Origin of the sequence: Vibrio nitrifigilis (assembly GCF_015686695.1) — a bacterium.
Taxonomy (GTDB): Bacteria; Pseudomonadota; Gammaproteobacteria; order Enterobacterales; family Vibrionaceae; genus Vibrio; species Vibrio nitrifigilis.
In genome coordinates this window covers 203831-227539 of sequence record NZ_JADPMR010000004.1, presented here as the reverse complement: position 1 = coordinate 227539, position 23709 = coordinate 203831, and the positions used below count along the sequence as shown (strand labels likewise).

Annotated in this window: 21 protein-coding genes and 1 pseudogene; 6 read left to right on the top strand and 16 right to left on the bottom strand. The window is 41.8% G+C overall.

The genetic code is table 11. From position 1 onward, the window contains the following. Positions 1-16 precede the first annotated feature (16 nt). Complete coding sequence (locus tag I1A42_RS17250; protein ID WP_196124184.1) at positions 17-400, bottom strand: NUDIX hydrolase; 384 nt, start codon at positions 398-400, stop codon at positions 17-19. A 354-nt stretch (positions 401-754) separates the two neighbouring features. Here I1A42_RS17250 and I1A42_RS17245 point away from each other — a divergent pair, with 354 nt between their 5' ends. Together I1A42_RS17245 and I1A42_RS17240 are read left to right on the top strand one after the other, a co-directional pair. After that, entirely contained in the window at positions 755-1849 is a 1095-nt protein-coding gene (locus I1A42_RS17245; RefSeq protein WP_161156257.1) for an AbrB family transcriptional regulator, read from the top strand. Positions 1850-2156: 307 nt separating this feature from the next. Further along, on the top strand, positions 2157-3074 hold the full coding sequence (locus I1A42_RS17240; protein ID WP_196124183.1) for a phosphatase PAP2 family protein: 918 nt from the start codon (positions 2157-2159) through the stop codon (positions 3072-3074). 51 nt (positions 3075-3125) lie between these two features. Here I1A42_RS17240 and I1A42_RS17235 read toward each other — a convergent pair whose 3' ends face one another. Continuing rightward, positions 3126-3530 (bottom strand): DUF805 domain-containing protein, encoded by a 405-nt coding sequence (locus tag I1A42_RS17235; protein WP_329604836.1) that lies wholly within the window; start codon positions 3528-3530, stop codon positions 3126-3128. Positions 3531-3845: 315 nt separating this feature from the next. Then, complete coding sequence (gene mpaA, locus I1A42_RS17230) at positions 3846-4565, bottom strand: murein tripeptide amidase MpaA (protein ID WP_196124182.1); 720 nt, start codon at positions 4563-4565, stop codon at positions 3846-3848. 147 nt (positions 4566-4712) lie between these two features. Here mpaA and I1A42_RS17225 point away from each other — a divergent pair, with 147 nt between their 5' ends. Then, a complete protein-coding gene (locus I1A42_RS17225; RefSeq protein WP_196124181.1) occupies positions 4713-6359 on the top strand; it encodes a peptide ABC transporter substrate-binding protein in 1647 nt (548 codons plus the stop codon). Between the two features lie 92 nt (positions 6360-6451). On the opposite strand, the gene I1A42_RS17220 is transcribed toward I1A42_RS17225, so the two are convergent. The 7 genes from I1A42_RS17220 to I1A42_RS17190 form a co-directional block, all read right to left on the bottom strand. Further along, on the bottom strand, positions 6452-6826 hold the full coding sequence (locus I1A42_RS17220; protein WP_230389622.1) for a GFA family protein: 375 nt from the start codon (positions 6824-6826) through the stop codon (positions 6452-6454). Beyond that, positions 6795-7451, bottom strand: coding sequence for an NAD(P)H-binding protein (locus I1A42_RS17215; RefSeq protein ID WP_161156245.1), 657 nt, complete (start codon positions 7449-7451; stop codon positions 6795-6797). Before I1A42_RS17215 ends, I1A42_RS17220 begins: the two co-directional genes overlap by 32 nt. A gap of 421 nt (positions 7452-7872) precedes the next feature. Next, positions 7873-8796, bottom strand: a complete 924-nt coding sequence (locus I1A42_RS17210; protein WP_161156243.1) for an AEC family transporter — start codon at positions 8794-8796, stop codon at positions 7873-7875. A gap of 211 nt (positions 8797-9007) precedes the next feature. Continuing rightward, complete coding sequence (locus tag I1A42_RS17205) at positions 9008-9832, bottom strand: sugar phosphate isomerase/epimerase family protein (RefSeq protein WP_161156241.1); 825 nt, start codon at positions 9830-9832, stop codon at positions 9008-9010. Between the two features lie 2 nt (positions 9833-9834). After that, the gene (locus I1A42_RS17200; RefSeq protein ID WP_161156239.1) at positions 9835-11313 is read right to left on the bottom strand and encodes a sugar porter family MFS transporter; all 1479 of its coding nucleotides are present in this window, start codon (positions 11311-11313) and stop codon (positions 9835-9837) included. Positions 11314-11324: 11 nt separating this feature from the next. Further along, complete coding sequence (locus tag I1A42_RS17195; protein WP_161156237.1) at positions 11325-12266, bottom strand: sugar phosphate isomerase/epimerase family protein; 942 nt, start codon at positions 12264-12266, stop codon at positions 11325-11327. 597 nt (positions 12267-12863) lie between these two features. Continuing rightward, the gene (locus I1A42_RS17190) at positions 12864-13253 is read right to left on the bottom strand and encodes a tautomerase family protein (RefSeq protein WP_161156235.1); all 390 of its coding nucleotides are present in this window, start codon (positions 13251-13253) and stop codon (positions 12864-12866) included. 389 nt (positions 13254-13642) lie between these two features. Between I1A42_RS17190 and I1A42_RS17185 the strand changes: the two genes are divergently transcribed. Beyond that, complete coding sequence (locus I1A42_RS17185) at positions 13643-13915, top strand: hypothetical protein (RefSeq protein WP_161156233.1); 273 nt, start codon at positions 13643-13645, stop codon at positions 13913-13915. A gap of 168 nt (positions 13916-14083) precedes the next feature. On the opposite strand, the gene I1A42_RS17180 is transcribed toward I1A42_RS17185, so the two are convergent. The 3 genes and pseudogenes from I1A42_RS17180 to I1A42_RS17170 form a co-directional block, all read right to left on the bottom strand. After that, positions 14084-15217, bottom strand: coding sequence for a sulfate/molybdate ABC transporter ATP-binding protein (locus I1A42_RS17180; RefSeq protein WP_196124180.1), 1134 nt, complete (start codon positions 15215-15217; stop codon positions 14084-14086). Between the two features lie 6 nt (positions 15218-15223). Further along, positions 15224-16078 (bottom strand): sulfate ABC transporter permease subunit CysW, encoded by an 855-nt coding sequence (gene cysW / locus I1A42_RS17175; protein ID WP_408063538.1) that lies wholly within the window; start codon positions 16076-16078, stop codon positions 15224-15226. A 7-nt stretch (positions 16079-16085) separates the two neighbouring features. Further along, positions 16086-16480, bottom strand: a pseudogene (locus tag I1A42_RS17170) (molybdate ABC transporter permease subunit); the annotation flags it as partial. A gap of 220 nt (positions 16481-16700) precedes the next feature. Between I1A42_RS17170 and cysM the strand changes: the two are divergent. After that, the gene (cysM, locus tag I1A42_RS17165; protein ID WP_196124179.1) at positions 16701-17582 is read left to right on the top strand and encodes a cysteine synthase CysM; all 882 of its coding nucleotides are present in this window, start codon (positions 16701-16703) and stop codon (positions 17580-17582) included. Between the two features lie 70 nt (positions 17583-17652). On the opposite strand, the gene I1A42_RS17160 is transcribed toward cysM, so the two are convergent. Further along, on the bottom strand, positions 17653-18489 hold the full coding sequence (locus tag I1A42_RS17160) for an aldo/keto reductase (RefSeq protein WP_196124178.1): 837 nt from the start codon (positions 18487-18489) through the stop codon (positions 17653-17655). 189 nt (positions 18490-18678) lie between these two features. On the opposite strand from I1A42_RS17160, the gene I1A42_RS17155 reads away from it, so the two are divergent. Then, positions 18679-19305, top strand: a complete 627-nt coding sequence (locus I1A42_RS17155) for a LysE family translocator (protein WP_196124177.1) — start codon at positions 18679-18681, stop codon at positions 19303-19305. A 71-nt stretch (positions 19306-19376) separates the two neighbouring features. On the opposite strand, the gene I1A42_RS17150 is transcribed toward I1A42_RS17155, so the two are convergent. Both I1A42_RS17150 and I1A42_RS17145 read right to left on the bottom strand, forming a co-directional pair. Then, a complete protein-coding gene (locus I1A42_RS17150; RefSeq protein WP_161156222.1) occupies positions 19377-20975 on the bottom strand; it encodes an ABC-F family ATPase in 1599 nt (532 codons plus the stop codon). Positions 20976-21148: 173 nt separating this feature from the next. Beyond that, positions 21149-23623: a molybdopterin oxidoreductase family protein gene (locus I1A42_RS17145; RefSeq protein WP_196124176.1), complete on the bottom strand. Its 2475-nt coding sequence runs from the start codon at positions 23621-23623 to the stop codon at positions 21149-21151. Between the last annotated feature and the right edge of the window lie 86 nt (positions 23624-23709).

Here is a 23709-nt window from a genome sequence, read left to right as displayed (position 1 = left end):
TCTTTATTAAATGACGTTACTGGATATAGTGTGGCAAATAGCGCTCAACAAACTCTTTATCTGCAGGATAGAGCTTTTCATGTGGTATATCCGTTAAGGGTAACCATGCCAATATATGCTCTGAGTTAGCTTTGTGCGGAAAAACATCTGCAGCAGGCTCAAGAACCACGTAATGACTATCACCACCAAACCGATTCTTACACGTGTACTCTCCCAAAGTGCGAACACCTGATACACCTGTTTCTTCCCACAATTCACGAATGGCAGCAAATACACCAGATTCATTATCAGCAATAGAGCCACCAGGAAATTCATAAATGACGTCTTTTGCTCCACGATAACGTTGTTGCAATAACACTGTATGGTCTTTAACGACAACAGCCATCGATAAGTTTTTCATTGTATTTATCGCTCCTTGCCTCAACACATCCAAGTTCCAAAACTTTCGAGTTATTTATTTTTATGTCTATTTTAATAGCATGAACCCAAAATTTACCCAAGCTCTATACGCAACAAATTTTACATCCAATCCCACCAAGTGAGAAAGTAATGGAAATCAGTGTCATAAATTCTCACTATATGCGACAAGCGTTTGTGATCAGATCACATTTCACTCCTCTGATGAAATCAATAGACCTATAAATAAAATGATCGAACACGAACGTTTATACCTTTCCTCTCTAGCCACCATCCTCTCCCTTGTTTATTATGTGCGGCATTACTCCTGTTGCACCTTATAAAAGAAGAGCGATTTATGTCATTTATCTCTACACACCTGCCTGTTCAAAAAAGAGAAACGCGTTGGGTTTTGCTAGGTGTGCTATCTCTAATGATATCCATTGCACTTCAATATCTAGGTCTGCCAGCATCGTTCTTACTTGGCCCTATGTTTGTCGCCATTCTCTTTGCGCAAAAAAACATTGTCATGCAGCCAACTAAACCTTTGATTCGTTGCTGCCAAGGAACAATTGGAGTCATGATTTCTCTCGCCCTACCACTCGATGCGATTTCAAATATCAGCCAACACCTCTTGTTATTTTTCGGCGGCGTGCTGTCTGTATTAATCGCGAGTACAGTGCTAAGTGGTATCCTTGCTTACCGTCGAGTGGTGCCTGGTACCGTTGCGATTTGGGGAAGTAGCCCGGGTGCCGCAACTGTGATGACACTCATGGCTCAAGACTATGGCGCTGATGTTAGATTAGTGGCTTTAATGCAGTATTTACGTGTCATTATGGTGTCACTTGCTGCAGTCTTAGTGACCCATTTTTTCATGCCAAACATTGCTGGTAACCAAGATCATCAATTACATCTCTATGAAACCGTGCAATGGGCTAATTTTGTAAAAACACTCGTACTTATTGCAGTTAGTGTGATTGCCAGTAAATACCTCAAGTTACCCTCTGGGCCACTTATTATTGCCATTCTTTTGGGTATTGCGGTTAATTACTGGGGTTGGTTCCAAATAGATTTACCAACCCCATTTCTCTTTTTCTGCTATGCCATTATCGGCTGGAATATCGGTGCTCGCTTTACTGGTGAAGCAACACGTTACGCGATAAAAATAATGCCAAATATCTTCTTTTCAATTCTCTTACTGATTGGCTTTTGTTCGCTACTCTCTGTTGGTTTAGTCAGATACTTTGGCATTGATCCCCTAACGGCTTATTTGGCAATGAGCCCAGGAGGAGCTGATTCAATAGCAATCATCGCCTCTACCTCAAGTAACGTTGACGTATCATTTATTATGGCAATGCAAACATGCCGACTATTCTTTATGTTGATTTTTGGCCCATTATTGGCGACTAAAGCCGCCCAAATTGTTGAGCACTATAGAGAAAATAGAAATTAAATGCGTGCGTTGTCTACAAGTATTTGCTAAGAAACAGCATCTTGAAGGTGCTTGAGTATAATCGTTACATTAATAAGTTAGACGCCCCTCTCATTTATGATAGGAGAGCATCACTCCATTTAAAATAGATGATAACTTTTATTAATCTTTGTTTTGCATAAAAAATTTGATGAATAAGATTTTAGCTCCCATCGTACGCGATAAATCGATATATATCGTAGCGTTAATCATTTGTAGTGTGACTTACGTGATCTGCCATGTCTTCCACGCTATGCAGTATTTCGATTTACTTACTTATGTAAAGTTCATGCTTTATGCACTGGGTGCAACCGGAGCCTTATATTTTATATGCTACTATTTCTATTTACTATTCCATCTAAAACCCAACCCATCAAAACTGTTTATTTCAAAGTTTAAATACTTTTTTTCTTATAAACATGAAATGATCAATATGATATTGCTATTTATAGCATTATCACTGGTTTTATCTTGTTTTACCTCTTTAAAAACAGCAATTTCAATCGTTAACCCATATTATCTGGATCCATTGTTATCACAATTCGATAAGATCACTCACTTTGGATATTATCCTTGGGAGATCACCCATACCTTATTTAAGTCTCCTTGGGTCACCGCCTTTGTTAACTTTTTTTATAACATTTGGATCTTCATTATCTGGATATTTTTTGTTTTCGCAACCTGCCAATTAAAACACCCTGTTAAGCGAGAACAAATCATCATTTCTGTATGCCTAGTCTGGTTTGTCGTTGGTGGACTTATTGCTATTCTTCTTTCTTCAGGAGGACCCGTTTATGCGCATAGGCTATTCCCCAATATGACAGCTTACGAAGATTTAATGTCTCTTCTGCATCAGCAAAATGAATACCTTATTGATCAAAAAAGTTTTTTTACCGTTTGGTCTTTGCACACACAAGAATTTCTTTGGAATGCGTACGCTAGTCAATCACTGTCGCCAGGCATAGGGATATCAGCAATGCCGAGCGTTCATGTATCTAGCGTTACGTTGATCGCTTTATCCATTACTAAGCTGAACAAAAAGTGGGGAATCGTCGCCTGGCTATATGTCGCTGTTATTTTCTTCGGATCAATACATTTAGGTTGGCATTATGCATGCGACGGCTATTTAGGAGCCCTAATTACATTCATAATCTGGAAGTCTGTAGGTTTATGGCAAAGACGTTATTCAAAATTGATGAAAAGTTAAAGCTAAAGATTACCTTCGAAAAAATAGGCCTAGCATAGCTAGGCCTATTTTTTATGAAACTGTTTTAGGATTTGGACCAAATCGATTATCTGATGGATCCCCATTTTTAATTAACAAGTATAAAAAGATAATCCAACCAATGAGAGGAACAATTGGAATAAAAATAAACCATCCAGATTTACCCACATCATGCAACCTTCTAACAGTCACAGCCCAACAAGGTAGTATAATTAACGCAATATAAGTGCCACCTATTTCTAATATCAGTTCTGATTGTAGCAATTGAAAAGAAAAGCCGATTACAAATAAAATGATCATATTAAAAAGATAGAACATCCAATATTCTTTTCGCCTTGCTCTATCTTCAAAGTTAATTGCACGCTTTATAACTTGTATATACCAATTCATACTGATTCTAGCCTCTGAAAAATAATTTTTATCAATGCTTTCGCTCACTATAAACACTGCTTTTGATGCCTGAGTTTATATAATCTCATGGTCAACAATTAAGCCTAAGCAGCGTTATCTGAACAAACGAATCCTAGCAAGGCCGAAAAACAAAGCAATTTATTATTTCCTTGATAAGCTAAATTTGAGAGATGTCACTAAGAGTTATGCCGTTAATTAGACAAAGCTATCAATATAATTATCCGCAAATACCTAGCACTTCGAGTCAGAGCCTTGCCTAAGAGCGAAACCATTCTCGCTGAAACAGCATCTTGAGATTACTGGGGTATATATTAAGGTGACTATTACGTTGACTTGGGATTATCAGAATCTGGATTGTGTTAACAATTGTATCGCTGCATCTAGGTATTGTTGAGTCACGTCGTCAACGGATATGGCTGGTAACTCGAGAGTCACATTCGGCAAACAAATTTGCTCACACCAAGTACCAAAAGACCCCGGAGTTTCATACCCAACATTTGCAACTAACGGTAACTGAAATAAATCCGATAAGCGTTCGCCTAACCCTAGTTTATCTATCGAATCAATACAGGCTAAAGGTTCGTGAAAACTGATCACAAACTTGGGGGATAGGTGCTCAATAAGTTTAATTAATGCTTGTGTTTCAGGTTCTGATGCTTTGCAATGACCAGAACTCAGACGCACATTACGTTCGGGACAATTGCTATTCCAGCGATAGACAGTACCGCTAGGGTCCCAATTATTTGCCGGAAAATTTCTGTTAAGGTCAACACCATTCGCGTTACTTCTGACCCCAAGCTGATTACCATCAGGATTAACCGACAAAATAAGGTGATGGCTCAGCTTAGAGTATTCTATGCTACGTAAAGCGGAAGATAATAGAGCAATAGAGGCGGTTTCATCTCCGTGAGTACCCGCAATAATCAAACCAGTTTCTGGTGAATGAGATTGGGCGGGAAAATAGAATAAAGGAGCCCCTAGAACAGAACGTCCATACTCGACAGGTTTGGAGGTAAACGTTCCTCTCTGGGAAAGTTGCTTATATTGATCACCGTTACTCATATCATCACCAATCCATTATCCATTCGCACATAAATTCAACATCTTGATATTAATCCGATTCTACCCACTGTAACTTAATAGCATAACAGGTATAGTATGTTCATTGTGCATAACCTAGGGCCCGTAACCTTTTCCAAGGACGCGTTTATGAATCCATTAATCAAACAGTCTTGTGCTAGCGTATTCTCACTCGCTTTTAGTGTAACCACTTTTTCCGCCTACGCTGCTCATATCCCCGACAATATCACTCTTACTCCAGCAAAAGAACAAACTCTTGTTCGTGGTAACGATGCTGAGGCCGCTACGCTTGATCCAATGAAAGCGGAGGGCCTAGCTGAAATGCATATTATCCGAGACCTCTTTGAAGGTCTGGTCATACAAGATGAAAATGGTCATATTATTCCTGGTGTAGCATCAAACTGGGTTGTACAAGACAACAAAGTCTATACATTTACGTTACGTCAGGATGCCAAGTGGTCCAACGGACAACCTATCACAGCAGACGATTTCGTTTATTCACTACGTCGACTCGCCGATCCAAAATCAGCATCACCTAACGCGTGGTATCTGAAATTGGCGCAAATTGAAAATGCAGAAGCAATTGTTGATGGTAAAAAGCCGATAGATTCATTAGGGGTAAAAGCGATTGATCCGCATACGTTGCAAATTACCTTATCAAAACCGGTCCCTTACTTTATTGCGATGACCGCTCACACCGCCATGATGCCAGTACCTAAATCGGTTATCGAAAAATATGGGGATCGCTGGGCACGAGCGGGCCATATTGTGTCAAACGGCGCTTACACGCTTAAAAAGTGGGTAGTCAATGAACGTATTGAACTGACCCGTAATCCTAACTATTGGGATAATAAAGACACGGTCATTAATAAAGTGGTTTATATCCCATTTGAGAATCAGAACTCTGCGATGAACCGATACTTAACCGGGGAAGTCGATATTACATCTGATGTTCCAGCGGCAATGGCACCAAAGCTTAAAAAAGAGCACGCAGATGCCTATACAGTGACGCCTCTGCTTTGTACCTACTACTACGCGTTCAATACACAACACAAACCTTTCGATAATCCAAAAGTTCGTCAGGCGTTATCCTATGCAATTCACCGCGATGTAATTACCGATGGCATTACCCAAGTAGGCAACATCCCAGCCTATACATTCGCACATAAGGATGTCGCCGGATTTAAAGCAACCCAACCTAAATATGCGCAAATGACCCAAAAAGAGCGAGATGAGAAAGCTCAAGCGTTAATGAAGGAAGCAGGGTTCGATAAACAACACCCTTTAAAAGGAACTTTGCTGTATAACACCAGTGCAACCAATAAAGAGATTGCAGTAGCGATCACTTCCATGTGGAACAAAACACTGGGAACAGACATTACGTTAGAAAATCAGGAGTGGAAGTCTTATTTGTCATCACGCAAACAAGGCAACTTTGACATTATGCGTGCGTCTTGGTGTGGCGATTACAACGAAGCCTCTACATTCTTAAGTCTTTTTACTGCAGGTAATGAGCGTAATTATGCATTTTATAGTAACCCAACGTATGATGCTGTGATAAATCATGCTCAGGTCGCGACGGACCTTGGAGAACGTAATCATAATTACGACCAAGCAGAATCCATGTTAAGTCAGGATATGCCCATTGCACCTATTTATTATTACATGCAAGCAAGGTTAGTACGCCCTACCGTGGGGGGATTTCCAATGCACAATGCCGAAGGCAAAATTTACACTAAAGATCTGTACATCAAAGCGAAAAAGCCTAAAAGCTAACAAACATTGGCTCAGTCATCTTTGCAACCAGCCCACTCTCGTTAGGGCTGGTTTTCTATTTATATCCCCAAGTAACCTTTATGCTTTGATACCTACTCAGCATTATCAACGTGCTCAATCGATAGCTGCGAGATCATTGTTAATTCAGCCATACGCATATTCACTGCCACAAATTGCTCGTCACATTTTTCAGTCGTAACATAATGAGTAATACATCCACAGATAGGACAATGGTAAAATACAACCTGTTCATCGCCCCAACAATACCCTTTGGGTTCTTCTTTCGACCAAGTCACCAAAAATTGTGGCTTAGGTACGTAACTCCAAAGCGCAGCATATCTATGACAAATCGAACAATTGCAGTCACGAGCCCATGTTGGAGTACACTTTAACTCAAGTGAAATATTGCCACAGTGACAAGCTAGCAAGCATGCATTACTCGTTAAGTTTGCGAATCGATTGCTCAATAAATGTATCTCCCTGAGTTAGCTCAATGATTCTTTTTTCTACTTCTTCATGCTCGACTAAGGCGACCAACGTTGCCGCAACATCTTCACGTGAAATGTCGCCGTAAGGAATCGCTGGCCCCATATTGACCAAGCCACTGCCGACCGTATCCGTTAACGTACCCGGACGCAAAATAACCCACTTTAAAGTGGATTGAGCTAAATAGACATCTGCCGCTTTTTTCACCTGCATATAATTTTCAAACGTGTCAGAAATAAATTTGGCCCTACCCGCTTCGGGAAAAGCAGAGACAAGAATAAACCGTGGCACTTTAGCAAGCAGAGCTGCATCGACACAAAGCTCTAACCCTTTACCATCTATGGCATTGGTCATCGCTTCACCACCTTTACCACCCGCCCCGGCAGTAAAAACAACACATTCAGAATCTTTCATCAAAGACGCTAATTCATGGACGGCTAGTTCTAATAAATCTCCATACACAGCGTGAGAACCATACTCTCGAAGTAGTTCTTGTTGCTCATCGTTACGGACCATCCCTAAGACATCATGACCATTTTTCACTAACTTACGCACTAATTGGTGGCCAACTTTACCAGCAGCCCCTACTACGAAAACAGAACTCATCGGTCATTTACCTCTTTTAATACACACTTATATTACTATATACAATCACAGCACATGCTCAATGTGAGGAAGGTGATAATGAACGGTTGTCACGCAATTAAAACAATAATAAACAAGTTGTTATTATCAAATTTAACGTTTATGAACATCAGAAATATGAACGTTTCCGCTGTGAAATTTTGATAAAAAAAAGCTCATCCCCCGCACTGAACAAAACAATCGGATATTGGCCTCTGACCACCAATTCCACTTGCTTCGCATCAATGATGATGATGAGCAACTAACACGGATGTCTCAAAAACGTTGTATTGAGCGTGTTCACATGAATTAAACAAAATAAGTGTAGAACACTAGAGCAAAAAGTCTAATTACAGAGTCTAATATTTTATATTAATTCATTTCATATTTCGAAGTGACCTTATTACAAAGACGCTAAAGCAAGCATCAACGGCAAAGTCACCAAACTTGCAATGGTTGATAGCGTCAAACTCTTACATGGGAAATCAGTATCTTTACCAGTTAATTGTGCAAAAAGAACGGACATGCCAGCGACAGGGCACGCACTTAACGCCATGGCGATGATTAATAGATTACCTTGAATATTAAGTGAGAATAGCCCAATCAATACAATCCCCGGAAACAGCAGATTACGCATGAATACACTAATCCAGGCGTAGCTGTTGAGCCAAATTTTGCGAATTTCGACTTGAGCCATCGCCGCACCCACCAAAATCATAGATAACGCGGTATTCATCGTGCCAACATGACCAATAGCAGAGTGAACTGGGGTCGGTAAATGGATTGAAAAAACAAAGAATAAACAACCTACGATTGAAGCGATAGTATTAGGGTTTAACGCGACTTTGAGTAAAGAGCGGCGATCAAAACGTCCAGAGTAAGTTAGCAGTCCATGAGTCCACACAAATAGACCGTTTACCGCAATGTAAACTGACCCATAAAAAGCCCCTGCACTACCAACCAGAGCCATGACTAAAGGAAGGCCCATAAAGCCACAATTGGAATAGACCGCCGTAAATTGCATCTGTTCTGCTAGCGAACGTTTTTTGAGATGGCGATTATTCAGTAAGATCTTACTCAGCAGGATATACAGAAAATGGATACCAAACGTTAACCCTGCCATCAGCACAAAGTTGTGCCACAGTTCATCAGTAAACGGAATTTGAAAAGCATTAAAAATCAAACATGGCATGACAACGTAGCACAATAACCAAGTCAGCTTATCGCAAGTCGCTTTATCTAGGACTTTATACTTAACCAAACAATATCCTAATCCCATCAAAAGAAACAACACTATAATCTGATTAACTATGACGTCGACGCCCATTACCTACATTCCGTTAAATAATACAAAGTGCCCTATTATACGTCGTAATGCATAATTGGATAAGACTCAGAAACTAATGGCATTTTTTCTATTAATCCAATTTGATTATATTTGGATTGATTCGCTACAAAAAACAAAAAAAAGGAAAGCAATCACTGCTTTCCTTTTATTTTATAGCGAATCGTTGGGTAAAAAGCCCAAAAATATTTTATCAATCCGTGTATTTAGCCATGTTCTCAATGACTTGTTGAGCAAGCTCTTTATGGTCCATTTCCCAACAACGAGGACTAAACAACTCAGCAGACCAACAACCATCGAATCCAGTAGATTTCACTGCATCTGTCCAAGCTTGAACGTCGATATCACCTTCACCAGGCATGTAAGCTCGTAATACAGTTTCTTCCCAAGCTTCTCCTTCTTTTGGTCGACGACCATCACAGAAGTGAACACCGAAAATCAACTTAGGATCAAGCGCTGCAACATCAGCTGGTGTTGAAGTGCCAGTTGCCCATAGGTGCCAGAAGTCGATAACCAAACCCACATTCGGCTTACCAATACGTTTGATCACTTCTAACGCTTGAGGCAAGGTATTAAATTTAGTATGCGCAATCACTTCAATTTGGTAACGCACACCATGTTCAAGACCGATATCAGCAATTTGAGAGATATTTTCAGTCATGATATCCATGATCTGATCTTGTGGTAAATGGTCAATCCCATGTTGAGCCAAAATTTGGATAGTTGGGCAATCCAACTCGGCTGCAATTTTGGTCAAACGTTCCGCTTCAGCGAGCATTTGTGTTTTTTCTTCACCTTGGTAGCGTTCGATATCAATCAACGCATTCAAACAAGCGACTTTTAGACCATATTGATCAACTCGAGCTTTAAGCTCTGCAGTTGAACCACCATTATCTAAATAACGCAGCAATTTATAATGAAGAAATTCTAGAGCATCATAACCCGCTTCAGCAGCGATTCTAACTTCAGTAAGTACGTTACAGTAATGTGTTGAAACGCCGTGTAATGTTTTAAACATAATTACCTCTTCACGTTATTTGTGGCTGAATGTTCAATTGTTGTAGGGTTCACTGAACGATTCGCCAAATGTTTCATATGGTTTGCGATTAAGTCTTCGATATCTTCCAAGGCAACGCCTTTTGTTTCAGGAACATAACGTGTCAGGAAGAATAGGCAGAACACGTTTAACGCCGCAAAGAGCCACATGGAGAAAGCGCCATTAAAGGCTTCTTGTAGAGCAGGAATATCGTTAATCATTGGGAAAACTTGCGCTACGATGAAGTTAACGATCCACATCAACATAACAGCCAAGCCCATTGAATAACCTTTAATACGTGCTGGGAATATTTCTGAAATCAGCACCCAACAACCAGACCCCCAACTGATAGCGAACATCACGATAAAGAACAGAGCGCCAAAGATAGCTAGGTAACCTGATTGGTGGAAATACATGCTGTAAGAAATTATAAGCAGAGCAAGAACCGAACCAACAGTCCCGATTTGCATCACCGGTCGACGGCCAAAACGGTCAAATAAGTTCATTCCCACAAAGGCACCGATAGCGTTCAACAAACCGATAAAGATAGTTTGGAATAAAATCATTTCTTTCGTAGTATCACCAGTTTGCAAAATAACCGGAGCGTAATACATCACGATGGAAGCCCCTGTCAGCTGTTGCAGAGCAGCGACCGTACAGCCCACAATGAGTCCGTAGCGTAGAACGGGGGTTTTAAAAATAAAGCTTAGGCTGTTTGCACCTTTTGAAGCTGATGCATTGGCTTTTTCTTCTTCAACTCGGCGAGCTTCAAAAATGGCACGTGCTTCTTTTTCGTTTAAATCTGGGTAGATTCTACTCAATATCTTAAGTGCATCATCTACTCGACCATTTTTGATACACCAATCAGGCGATTCTGGAAGAATCAGCGTACATACCAGCATCAATACGACAGGAACAAATTGAGCCCCCATCATCCAACGCCAGCCGATTTCAATCAACCATGTGTCGGCCATACCTTTTGCAATCAAAAAGTTGATTAAAAAGATGACCATTTGTGAGCCCACTAAAGATAGGTTCCAAATCCCTGAAGATTTACCACGAATCTCTGATGGAGCGACTTCCCCCATATACATAGGAGCAACGGTACTTGCAAAACCAATGGCGACACCTGAAATGATACGCGCTATGGAAAATACAGTGAATGAATCGGCAAATGTCGAACCAATGGTTGAAAAAATAAATGCAATGGTAGCAAGGAGTAAGGTTTTTTTACGTCCCCATTTGTCCGCTAGCTTACCGGCGATGACTGCACCAAAAATACAGCCGAAGAAGATACTGGATACAAGCCAGCCAGTTTCAGTGGAATTCAACTGGAAGTGCTGTTGAACAAAGTCCAGTGCACCAGCAATTACCCCAGTTGAGAAGCCGAACATAACACCACCTAAAGTGGCGATACAACATAGCCAGTATACGTATTTGGCATTATAACGAGTACGGTCCATTACCTCCCCCCTCAGTAAGACAGTGATTGCTGTAAAGCAGAAATCGAAGTGGATATGCCCGCTTCAACCGACATAGTTAAGTCTTCCATTTCTAGAGAAACCCAACCATCGTAACCAGTCATACTCAGCACTGAGAAAAACTCTCTCCACCACATCAAGTCATGGCCACACCCTACCGCAACATAATTCCATGTCCGGTTTTTGGTATCAGTGACAGGGCGGTATTCAAGTAAGCCATCAATATCTGCAAGACCACGCTCAATACGAGCATCCTTACCGTGGACGTGATAAATCGAACCTTCCAATTTACGAGCAGCAGCAATTGGATCTGCTCCCATAACAAAGAGGTGAGAAGGGTCTAGGTTCATACCAATAATGCCGCCAACTGCTTCACGCAGTTTCAACAAGGTTGCAGGGTTATAAACTAGTTGATTCGGAAATTCTTCAATCGCAATTTGTTCAATGCCTTGATCTTTCGCGTATTGAGCAAATTTTTTCCACCAAGGGATAGCAACTTCGTTCCATTGATACTCCACAACACCTGGCATGTAATCTGGCCAAGACACAGTCGAAGTGATCCAGTTTGGAATGGTATCTTCAGCGCAACCACCAGGAAGACCACTCATCATTACGATTTTTTTCACCCCTAACTTTCCAGCTAGCTCAGCGGCTGCATAACTGCTTTCACTATGCTGACTACCTAATAGGCCCGGAGCTAGAGGGTTACCTGAACAGTTAAGCGCTGCAATTTCTAATTCATTTTCTTCTAGTTCTGCTTTAAATTGCGCCAGTTTGGCACTGTCGCTTAATAACTCACGTGTGTTTACATGAGGACAAGGAGACCAACCACCAGCGGTCATCTCAACACCTTGTACTCCATAACTTTTTGCTTTTTTCAACATGTCACTGAAAGAGAGGTCCGCCAGTACATCGGTACACAATGCCAGTTTCATAATTCTTCCTCTTACCCATTGTTTCGTTATCGACATCAACAGAGATTCAAGTTCAGAGTGTCCAGTTGTAGGGGTTATTTAGCACGACACTTCTGTTTATTGTTCTTTCCTGCTCTGCGAATGGCATTATCATAAACCCTAATGAAATATAAATTCCATACGTTAAATTAACGGATAATTATCTTCGTTAGGTAGTTCATGCTTTTTGGCCAAAAATAGAAAGAAACAGGAGAACGATCACACTAAAAAGACCCTAATTTCGAGGAACTAAGCATGGATCACAAATTCAAATAAACAACTAAAAAACAACATCTTAAATTAAAAATCAACTTTATAGTGATTATAAGATATCTATTTATATTTCTGTTTATGGAATGGATGGCTCTAAGTATTTTAGCCATATCATATGTAAAGCTTAGAAAAGGTAATTGAATATTTATTTCGTAATTTAGCGATCAAATTTGAATAAATCAGAATTTGGAATGTGTCCATCACTCGAAATGAAGGAAAGAAAACAACAAAAAAAGGAAGAAACTTGCAATAAGCTTCTTCCTTTATTATCCAACAGAAGGTTAATTATGATTACGTCATTACACCTTATAAAGCGCCAGTAACGTACTGAGCTTCACCAAAGCCGAAGCTCCAATCACTCTTATCATTATTGATGAAAGTAATCATCAAATCTTTACCTTCAATACCACAGCGTTCTTTGAACTTGTCCGCCAATAGCTTCAAAAATTTCTCTTTTTGATCGGCAGGACGCGGACTGGTAAACACACGTAATAATACAAAGTTATCAGTGCGTTCAAAGCCTAAACCAGTATCTTGAAAAACCATTTGGTAACGTTTGTTTTCTCGTACTAACTGGTAGCGGTCACGCTCTGGAACTTGAAACGCTTCAAGCACCACTTCGTGTGCGGTATCCAATAATGTTTTAATCTCTGATTCAGAGCGCCCTTCAATAAGATCAAATTGCAGTAACGGCATCCTTTTCCTCCCAAAATACGACATAATTGATGAACCAAGGGCGGTATTCATAGTGGAAAATTCCAGCATGCCGCGAACACCTGATTCTTTAAACTTTGATGCTTATTCATCACTTTTCACATAATAAAAAAATGAAATAAAAATTTCAATTTATTTTTATCATTATCCGTGACAAACAATTTCTGAAAAGATTCTGAACAAATAATTCAGAAAACATGTCGAAATGTAAGAGTGTGACCAACTACCAAATGTTGTACTGATAAAGGGTTAATTTGTAGATTTTCACAAGATAGTAACAATAATTAGAACCGTTGATTGGACAACATCGTTTACGTTTAACAGCTAACAAGAATAAGAGAATGATGAGAGTAGTAAAGATGAGGATTAACATGTTCCGAGATGATATATCCACCTTTATAGTAATGGCAAAGCAGGAACTTCCGGCACTGAAAGACTTCATATTGCTGTTTGAAGATGAAGTAAACCAGTTAACGGAAGCGGACATCAATAAATTTCACTTACGGGAGAAAAAGCTGCAAGACTTGATTCATGAGATATGCTGGCGTTCTATCAGTATCAATATTGAATACACCGCCAACTTTATTCGTGAAGTAGTGACGCTATTCCGGGTAACGTTATTACCTGAAAAAGTGCTTCACTAAATCAGCATCTTAAATACAGACAGGAGTTGCACAACTCAAATGATTTATTCGTATGAAGTATTTGAATTGGGCATCTATCAAATGGAATCGATTACAAGCTAGCTGTTTGGATACATCACTTCACGACAAATAGCCCTGTCTCTATCTCTATGACAGGGCTATTCCATTCTAGATTTCAAACATAACCGCATCTTTTTCTAAAAATGGCCAAGCAAGTTTCAACGGATCTTGATGAGTGTCCTGAGCAAAGAAATAGCCCGCTTGGGGTACTAAATAGAGAATGCCACCGCGGCGAATTTTATCACTATCAAATTGACGATGAGATAAACGCACTTCCCAATACTGATCAGATTCCCACCCTTGAGGTGCTAATTCGACACGGACTTCCGCGCCAATCGGTGTCACTGACATGACTTTAGCGGGTAAAGAGGCTTGTTTATTCTCTTTATTGGCCAATGATATCTCATGACTGCGCACATACAACAACCCATTATGCTGAAACTGGGATTCCTGATGAGGTGTAATAAATGCTTGGCCATTACTCCAATGTTGAGCACCATCCCACTGAGCATTAAACACATTCACATTACCTAAGAAATCAAAAACAAAGCGGCTGTTAGGCTGTTCATAAAGTCTCGCGGGCGTATCCACTTGCTCGATGCACCCATTACTCATCACGACAACACGATCGGAAAGCTCCATTGCCTCGTCTTGATCATGGGTAACAAACACGCTAGTAAAACCGAGCTCATCATGTAGGCTTCGTAGCCAACGACGCAGTTCTTTACGCACTTTTGAATCAAGTGCGCCAAACGGCTCATCAAGCAATAATACCTCTGGCTTGGTCGCGAGTGCTCTTGCCAATGATATGCGTTGCTTTTGCCCACCCGATAACTGCTCTGGATACCGTTTGGCTAAATGACCAAGTTGCACAATATCTAATAAGTCTTTAACGCGCTTTTGAATCTCTTGATTTGATGGCCGTTCTTTCTTGTCCATCACTCGTAAACCAAATGCGACATTCTCTTCGATGGTCATATGACGAAACAGAGCGTAGTTTTGAAACACAAAACCCACGCGTCGCTCCCTAACATGGAGATGAGTCACGTCCCTACCACCAAAATGAATCGTGCCTGTATTTGCTGTTTCTAACCCAGCGATAATCCGTAATAACGTGGTTTTCCCCGATCCAGAAGGACCGAGCAAACCGATCATTTCACCATCATGAATATCGAGTGATAAAGGCGTTAACGCCTGAAACTGGCCAAACGTTTTTGAGAGGTTGTTTATTGAAATACTCATGGGTTATCACTCATTATTATCGTTATCAACTCGTCGTGAACGCGCTTGGCGCCATTCCACTACGGTTTTTAATGCTAGGGTAATCAAGGCAATAAAGGCCAGCAAAGACGCACTCGCGAAGGCGGCTTCCGATTGATAATCTTCATACAGTAATTGAACATGTAATGGCAGCGTATTGGTCTCTCCACGAATATGACCAGACACAACCGACACCGCCCCAAACTCCCCGACCGCGCGAGCATTAGTTAAGATCACACCATAGATCAGCGCCCATTTAATATTGGGTAAGGTCACTTTGCGAAACATTTGCCACCATGAAGCGCCAAGGATCACGGCGGCTTCTTCATCCGAACGTCCTTGTTGTTGCATCAAAGGAATCAATTCACGTGCGACAAATGGACAGGTCACGAATACCGTCACCAATACAATACCGGGCCAAGCAAACATAATTTGAATGTTATGCTCAAATAGCCACTCTCCGAGCCAACCGCTACTGCCATATAAGAGTAAATACAGTAAGCCCGCGACAACTGGCGACACCGCAAACGGTATGTCAATTAAGGTAATAAGTAGTTTGCGACCAACGAATTCAAAACGAGTGACAGCCCATGCAAGCATAACGCCAAACACGAGGTTAATCGGCACGGTTAATACCGCCACCAACAGAGTCAGCAAAATAGCATGCTGAGTGTCTGGTTCGGATAAATTATGCCAGTAAGCGCTCAATCCGCTTGAGAAGGCGTGATGAAAAATACTAAATAGCGGAACAAGAAGTAATATGGCGGATAAAAACAGGGCAAGCAGAATCAATGTCCATTTTACGACTGGTTGATCGCCAACACGTCTAACTTGGGTCATCATATTTTCCTTACTTACCGTGAATGCGGCGCAAATAGCGCCCTTGCCAAATGTTGATCGCCAGTAATAACAGCAGTGATGCCATCAATACTACCGAGGCAATGGCACTCGCTCCTGCAAAATCAAATTCTTGCAGTTTGACAAAAATCATTAGCGAGGTGATTTCGCTGATATAAGGCATATTGCCCGCTAGGAATATAACGGCGCCAAATGGACCATTGGCAGAATAGGCGTTGCTAAAGTGATACCTGCTACGGCAGTGGGTAGAGCGAATGGTAAATCGACTAATGCATCCAGTAAACGCTTACTGGGAAAATCATAACGAACCAATACCCACGCCAGCAATAAGCCAAAAAAGCTATTTAAAATGGACGCAAAAGCCGCTAGAGAAATCAGCAATAAAAAGCGGTGATCCTTTCGAATCGATAGACTAAGTGAAATGAAGTGAATAATAAATACAATCGATATAACCTTTTAGAATACAATCAATCAATTACTTTTATTATAAATAGCCGATTTACGTCGCACGCTGTACTCCAAGTGGTATTGTCATTATTATTACCGCAACAAACTTTGCGAGTAAACGTTTCTTTTTCACTCGCCGAACAACACAAAGGAAATAGACGTGTCAGATTTTCCAACCATCGAATCATTTGTAGGTAACACGCCATTAGTTCGCCTACAGCGTTTACCGAGTGAAAACTCAGGTACTGTTCTTGTTAAGCTAGAAGGCAATAACCCAGCAGGTTCTGTGAAAGACCGCCCAGCTCTTAATATGATATTACAGGCAGAAGCTCGTGGTGAGATCAAACCAGGTGATACTATCGTTGAAGCAACCAGCGGTAACACTGGGATTGCGCTTGCAATGGCAGCTGCGATTAAGGGCTATAAAATGGTACTGATCATGCCAAAAAGCTCAACTCAAGAACGTATTGATTCAATGAAAGCCTATGGTGCGGAATTGATTTTGGTCGATGGCATGGAAGTCGCCCGTGACCTTGCTTTACAAATGCAAGAAGAAGGTAAAGGCATCGTTCTTGATCAGTTCAATAACCCAGATAACCCTGATGCGCATTTTAAAACCACAGGTCCAGAAATTTGGCAGCAAACTCAAGGCAAAATCACCCACTTTGTGTCTAGTATGGGAACAACTGGTACTATCATGGGTACCTCTAAATATCTGAAATCTCAGAGTGAAGATGTCCAGATTGTTGGCTTACAACCAGCAGAAGGCAGCAATATCCCGGGCATTCGCCGCTGGCCACAAGAATACCTTCCAGGTATTTTCGAAGCGGCCCGTGTTGACCAAGTGATCGACGTAGAAGAAAGCGATGCGAAAGAAACCGCAAGAGAATTAGCTCGTATTGAAGGCATCAGTGCGGGGGTAAGTTCTGGCGGCGCCGTATTTGCAGCCTTAGAAATTGCTCGCAATAATCCAGATGCAGTAGTCGTTGCTATTGTTTGTGACCGTGGCGACCGTTACTTATCATCAGGTCTATTTTCGTAATCAGCCAAAGCAACACTGAATTTAAAACACCTCGCCAATGCGAGGTGTTTTTTTTAGATCTTCACAATGCTTATGCACCCATTGAGAAAACTTCTGGATCTGGGCCTAATCGCTGCCCCTTTTCTAAAGCTGCTATCAGCGTCATATCATCATGATCTAACTCAAAATCAAACACATCAAAATTTTGCTTAATGCGTGACGGCGTCACTGATTTTGGTATAACAATCACTTGGTTATCTAAATGCCAGCGGATGACAATTTGAGCGGGTGTTTTGCCATGCTTTTGGGCAATTTGCCCGATAACAGCATCATTTAATGCCTTGTTTTGTGCTAATGGACTCCACGCTTCTGTACGAATTCCAAGTTGTTGATGGGCATCTCGTAAAACGTTCTGCTGCATATAAGGGTGTAACTCGATCTGATTTAATACCGGTTTAATTGCGGTTTCTTGTATCAATCGTTTCAGATGTAATTCCATAAAGTTAGACACACCAATCGATTTAACTAACCCTTCTTGTTGCAACTCAATCATGGTACGCCAAGTCTCGATATATTTATCTTTCATTGGCAATGGCCAGTGAATTAACAGCAAATCCACGTAATCAGTATCTAAACGTTCCAAACTTTGCATAAAGGCGTCTCGGGATTGACTTGCGCCTTGAGCATCATTCCAAATTTTGGTCGTCACAAACACATCTTCGCGCGGTACACCACTTTGTTTAATGCCTGCGGCGACACCTTCTTCGTTACCATAAATTGCAGCGGTATCGATATGTCGGTAACCATTCAATAACGCTTCACGAACCGCAAGTGCAGCTTGTTCATTGGAAGCTTGCCACACACCAAGGCCTAACTGAGGAATAGAATGCCCATCATGAAATGAGATCTGGTTTGGAGTGTTCGTCATACTACTTTCTCCTTAATAAATGAATTGGCTAACTTATATTATACCTTGCCAAAGAACGCATAAAAAACCAACGCTTGGCAGCAGAATTGACGTAAAAATGATGCAAGAGCAATTCGCTTGTTGGGTGCATAAAAGTACGTTAATTTGATTAGGTAGCTTACTTACATTATTAATTGAAAAGGAATTTCAATGTTAGATACCCACTCTTTACTCGGCTTTTTAGCCATCGCAATAATCGCGACGTTATCTCCAGGTCCTGCAGTCTTACTGGCTATCTCGAATGGAGCCAATCACGGTATGAAAAAAGCCCTATGTGGCATTGCAGGTAATGAATGTGCCATGATTTTTTATGCTTCTTTAGCAGGATTAGGTATGAGCACACTTTTACAATCCACTGGAGCATGGATGATTCATGCCGTACAGATCATTGGCGGTCTGTATCTGTGCTTTTTAGGGGTTAAAGCACTAAAAAGTAACGTTCACACGATGACAATGGAAGCGCGCAATGCGAATAGCCGCAGTCTATTTATACAGTCGACATTGGTTGGATTATCTAATCCCAAAGCCATTTTATTTTTCTCGGCACTACTACCGCAATTTATTAATCCTCAAGCTGATCCAATGATACAGTCATTTGAATTAACGGCGATTTTTGCTAGCTGCTCATTTATTGCTTTAACCTCCTATGCTCTATTGGCTCATCGTTTATTAGTTGGACAAAGCAAATCATGGTTTAACCTGCTCAATCGATTGTCAGGTGTGTTATTTATGGTTTTCGGTGGCGGGTTAATTGTGAATGGTATGCGTCAACGTTAACCCGTATTAGAGTGATTCAGCCAATAAAAAAGGGCGAACTACGTTCGCCCTTATGCAATTGCAATAAACAATTAGTTCGCTAGTGCTTGCTTCGCTAAGTACTCATCGTAAGTACCGTGGAAATCGTTCACACCATCTTTTGAAATTTCGATGATACGTGTGGCAATCGAAGATACAAACTGACGGTCGTGAGAAACAAAGATTAGGGTACCTTTGTAGTTCTCTAACGCCAAGTTAAGCGCTTCAATCGATTCCATATCCATGTGGTTGGTCGGTTCATCCATTAGCAGGATGTTTGGTTGTTGCATGATCAATTTACCAAACAGCATACGACCTTGCTCACCACCAGAAATCACTTTAACGGATTTCTTGATATCGTTTTGTGAGAACAGCATACGACCAAGAATGCCACGGACAACTTGCTCATCGTCGCCTTCTTTTTTCCACTGCCCCATCCAATCTAAGAGGCTCATGTCTTCTGCGAACTCATGGGCATGATCTTGTGCGTAGAAACCAATATTATTGTTTTCTGACCATTTAATTTCACCCTGCATCGGTTCCATAGCACCTGCAAGCGTGTTCAACATCGTTGATTTACCGATACCGTTCTCACCGATGATCGCAATGCGCTCACCCACTTCCACCATCATGTTCACATCATTAAACAGAATGTTATCGTCGTAACCTTGTTTCATTTCAGTCACTTCAAGAGCGTTACGGAACAACTCTTTCGCTTGGTCAAAACGAATAAATGGCGATTGACGGCTCGAAGGCTTCACATCATCTAGCTGAATTTTATCGATTTGTTTCTGACGAGAGGTCGCTTGTTTTGCTTTTGATGCGTTCGCAGAGAAGCGGCTTACAAAGGTTTTCAATTCAGCAATTTGTGCTTTCTTCTTCGCATTATCAGCAAGCAAGCGCTCACGAGCTTGCTCAGCAGCTATCATGTATTCATCGTAGTTACCGCTGAACATACGAAGTTCACCGTAATCCAAGTCCGCCATATGTGTACATACGGTATTCAGGAAGTGACGGTCGTGGGAAATGATGATCATAGTACAGTTACGTGCTAATAGCGTTTGCTCCAACCATGCGATGGTGCTCATGTCCAAGTTGTTGGTTGGTTCGTCTAGTAGCATGATGTCTGGTTCAGCGAACAGAACTTGCGCCAACAATACACGAAGTTTTAGGCCTGGCGCGATTTCACTCATCAAACCAAAATGCTGCTCTTCAGCAATCCCTAAGCCCAACAGTAATTCACCCGCACGAGCCTCTGCCGAGTAACCATCCATTTCCATGAATTCAGTTTCCAGATCGCCCACACGCATGCCGTCTTCATCAGACATTTCTGGCAGAGCATAGATACGATCACGCTCTTCTTTCACAGCCCACAACTCTTTATGACCCATAATCACCGTGTCGATAACCGTGTACTGTTCGTAAGCAAACTGGTCCTGACCTAATTTCGCCATGCGTTCATTAGGATCAGAAGAAATAACTGTGCCCCCGGATTGCTCCAGTTCACCACCTAAAATTTTCATAAAAGTGGATTTGCCACAGCCGTTCGCACCGATCAGACCATAACGGTTACCATCGCCAAATTTGACGGAGATGTTTTCAAACAATGGCTTATCGCCAAATTGCATTGTGATGTTTGCAGTTGAGAGCACAAGTATTCCTAATATCGTTTTTAAATAGCGTGTAAACACGAAAAAAGTTGGCATGAAGCCAACTTTTTAAATTTGTGACATAGTAGCAGTTTTTTTTCAGCTCTTCAGCCCTTACTAGTGATTTGATATCAATCACACTATTTTTATTATCACCATTAGACCGAACTGCTGACCTACCATTTCTTTTCCAACCAATGAATGCACTGTTGTATCGACATCGTTTCTTCATTATATGCAAACAGTTCTGCTACATCCGCAACTTGCTTCTGTTTAAAACCAGAGATACCACTAGCGACTACTAAGCGTATAGTTTTCACGTCTTGTCTTGTCGCTTTAAGATACCAAGACCCAGACTGGTAACTGACTTCTTGCCCCTTACTGGCAGGCAAATCTTTCAATATGTCAGCAAGTTTACGATCACTTTTAATATGATACAGATAACCGCCTGCGATTTTTTGGCGTGACCAATAGTCTCTATCATTCAATATAATAGGGTTATCACAAGCGACTAACACTGCACTTTGTGTCTGCTCAGGCACTATCGCAACAGGCGTACATTTAAATTCCGGTTGTCCCGAATAGGCATCAACTCGTGGGTCAACTAAGCTGCAAGGTTTGGCATCAGCGGCGGTTAATTCATTCCAATGAATGGGCATAAAAAGCTCACCGCGTTTCATCCCATCGTTAAACATCACCTTAGCCCGCACTTTACCTTGCTGATTGCTCACTGCGGCAATGTGCCCGTCATTGAGCTGATATTGCTGCGCGGTATCGGGATGGATCATAAGGTAAGGGTCGCTGTGAAATGAGGCTAGGCGCGTTGATAATCCGGTACGTGTCATCGTATGCCAATGATCCCTGGTTCGTCCGGTATTGAGCAACAACGGATATTGCGTTGAGATCTGCCGCTGAGGCACTCGATGACTCACCGCTAAAAAATTCGCTTTGCCGTTGGCGGTATAAAACTGCTTATCGGTAAAAAGGCGCTGATTAACTAACTCAGATTGATACTCAAGCACGGGCCACTGCTGTGGCATCAAGTGGTGATACTCTTGATCAGTCAGTTTAGCCAAACCAATCAAGTTCAAATCCCGTGGTTTCACATGCTGATTCAGCCCCGTCATCTCTGCATATTCGCGAAATACTTCCCCTTCGTGGTGATAATCGAACTGCTCTTTAAACCCCATACGCTGCGCCACTTGACTGACGATCCACCAATCAGGTTTCGCTTGCCCCGGACTGGCGAGCAATTTTCGTTGTCGCGAGATGCGGCGTTCAGAGTTGGTGACGGTGCCGGATTTTTCACTCCAACCTTGCGCAGGTAAAAGTAGATCGGCGCAGCGAGTGGTAGCGGTATCAGCAATGCAATCGGATACCACCACAAATGGGCAATTTTCCAGTGCAGTCTTTATTTTGTCGCTGTTCGGTAAACTCACCACCGGATTGGTCGCCATAATCCAAATCGCTTTAATCTTTCCCTCAGCAACCGCATCAAACATATCCACCGCTTTGAGTCCCGGCTTGGTGGCGAGCGAGTCGGTGTGCCAAAATTCGCGGATCGCTGCTATCTCTTCAGGCTGATCAAACTCCAAATGCGCTGCAAGGGTGCTGGCTAACGCCCCCACTTCTCGTCCTCCCATGGCATTGGGCTGACCTGTCACAGAAAACGGGCCACACCCCGCATAGCCAATTTTGCCACTCGCAAGGTGACAGTTGATGATGCTGTTGACTTTATCTGAGCCCTGAGTGGATTGATTGACCCCTTGTGAGTAAATGGTCACTACCCTTTTATGTTCAGCAAACGCTCGATAAAACTGCTCCAGTTCACCGCTTGATAATCCCGTCACATCTTGCGTATTGGTTTCTTGCTGAGCAGAGGCGAGCGCCATGTCAAAGTGGTTGGAGTGCTTAGTAATAAACTCCCTATCGAGCGCTTGATGGTCGGCAAGATAACCCAATAAACCATTAAACAACGCGACATCAGAGCCGGAATGAATGGGCAAATGCAGATCGGCGATATCGCAGCTTTCATTACGCCGTGGATCCACCACCAGCACTTTAAGACCAGGGTTATTTTCCTTGGCGACACGCAAACGTTGATACAACACTGGATGACACCATGCGAGGTTCGAACCGACCAGAATCACTACGTCAGCTTGTTCCAAATCTTCATAGACCACCGGCACACTGTCCATACCAAAGGCACGTTTGTGTCCGACGACTGACGATGCCATACACAAACGCGAATTGCTGTCGATATTGCTGCTGCCAATAAAGCCTTTCATTAATTTATTGGCGACATAGTAGTCTTCGGTAAGGAGCTGACCTGAAACATAAAAAGCAACGGAATCAGGGCCATATTCTGCAATGGTTTGCGCAAATTTATCAGCAACGGTAGTCAGGGCTTCATCCCAAGCCACTCTTTGCCATTCCCCCGCAATGCGTTGCTGAGGATAAAGTAAGCGACCATCTTCAATGACCGTATCGCCCAAGGCGATGCCTTTGGTGCACAGCTTGCCGAAGTTGGCAGGATGACTTTTATCTCCACGCACTTCTAGCTTTCCACTGCCTAAAACACGGGCTTCAATACCACAACCGACTCCGCAGTAAGCACACGTTGACTTGGTCCATCCATCATGCGTCACCATACATTTCCCTTACTATTTCTACTTTCAGCATAGAAAAGCAATTTATAGACCAATACCCTCATGCAAACCAATCAAATATTTGAATT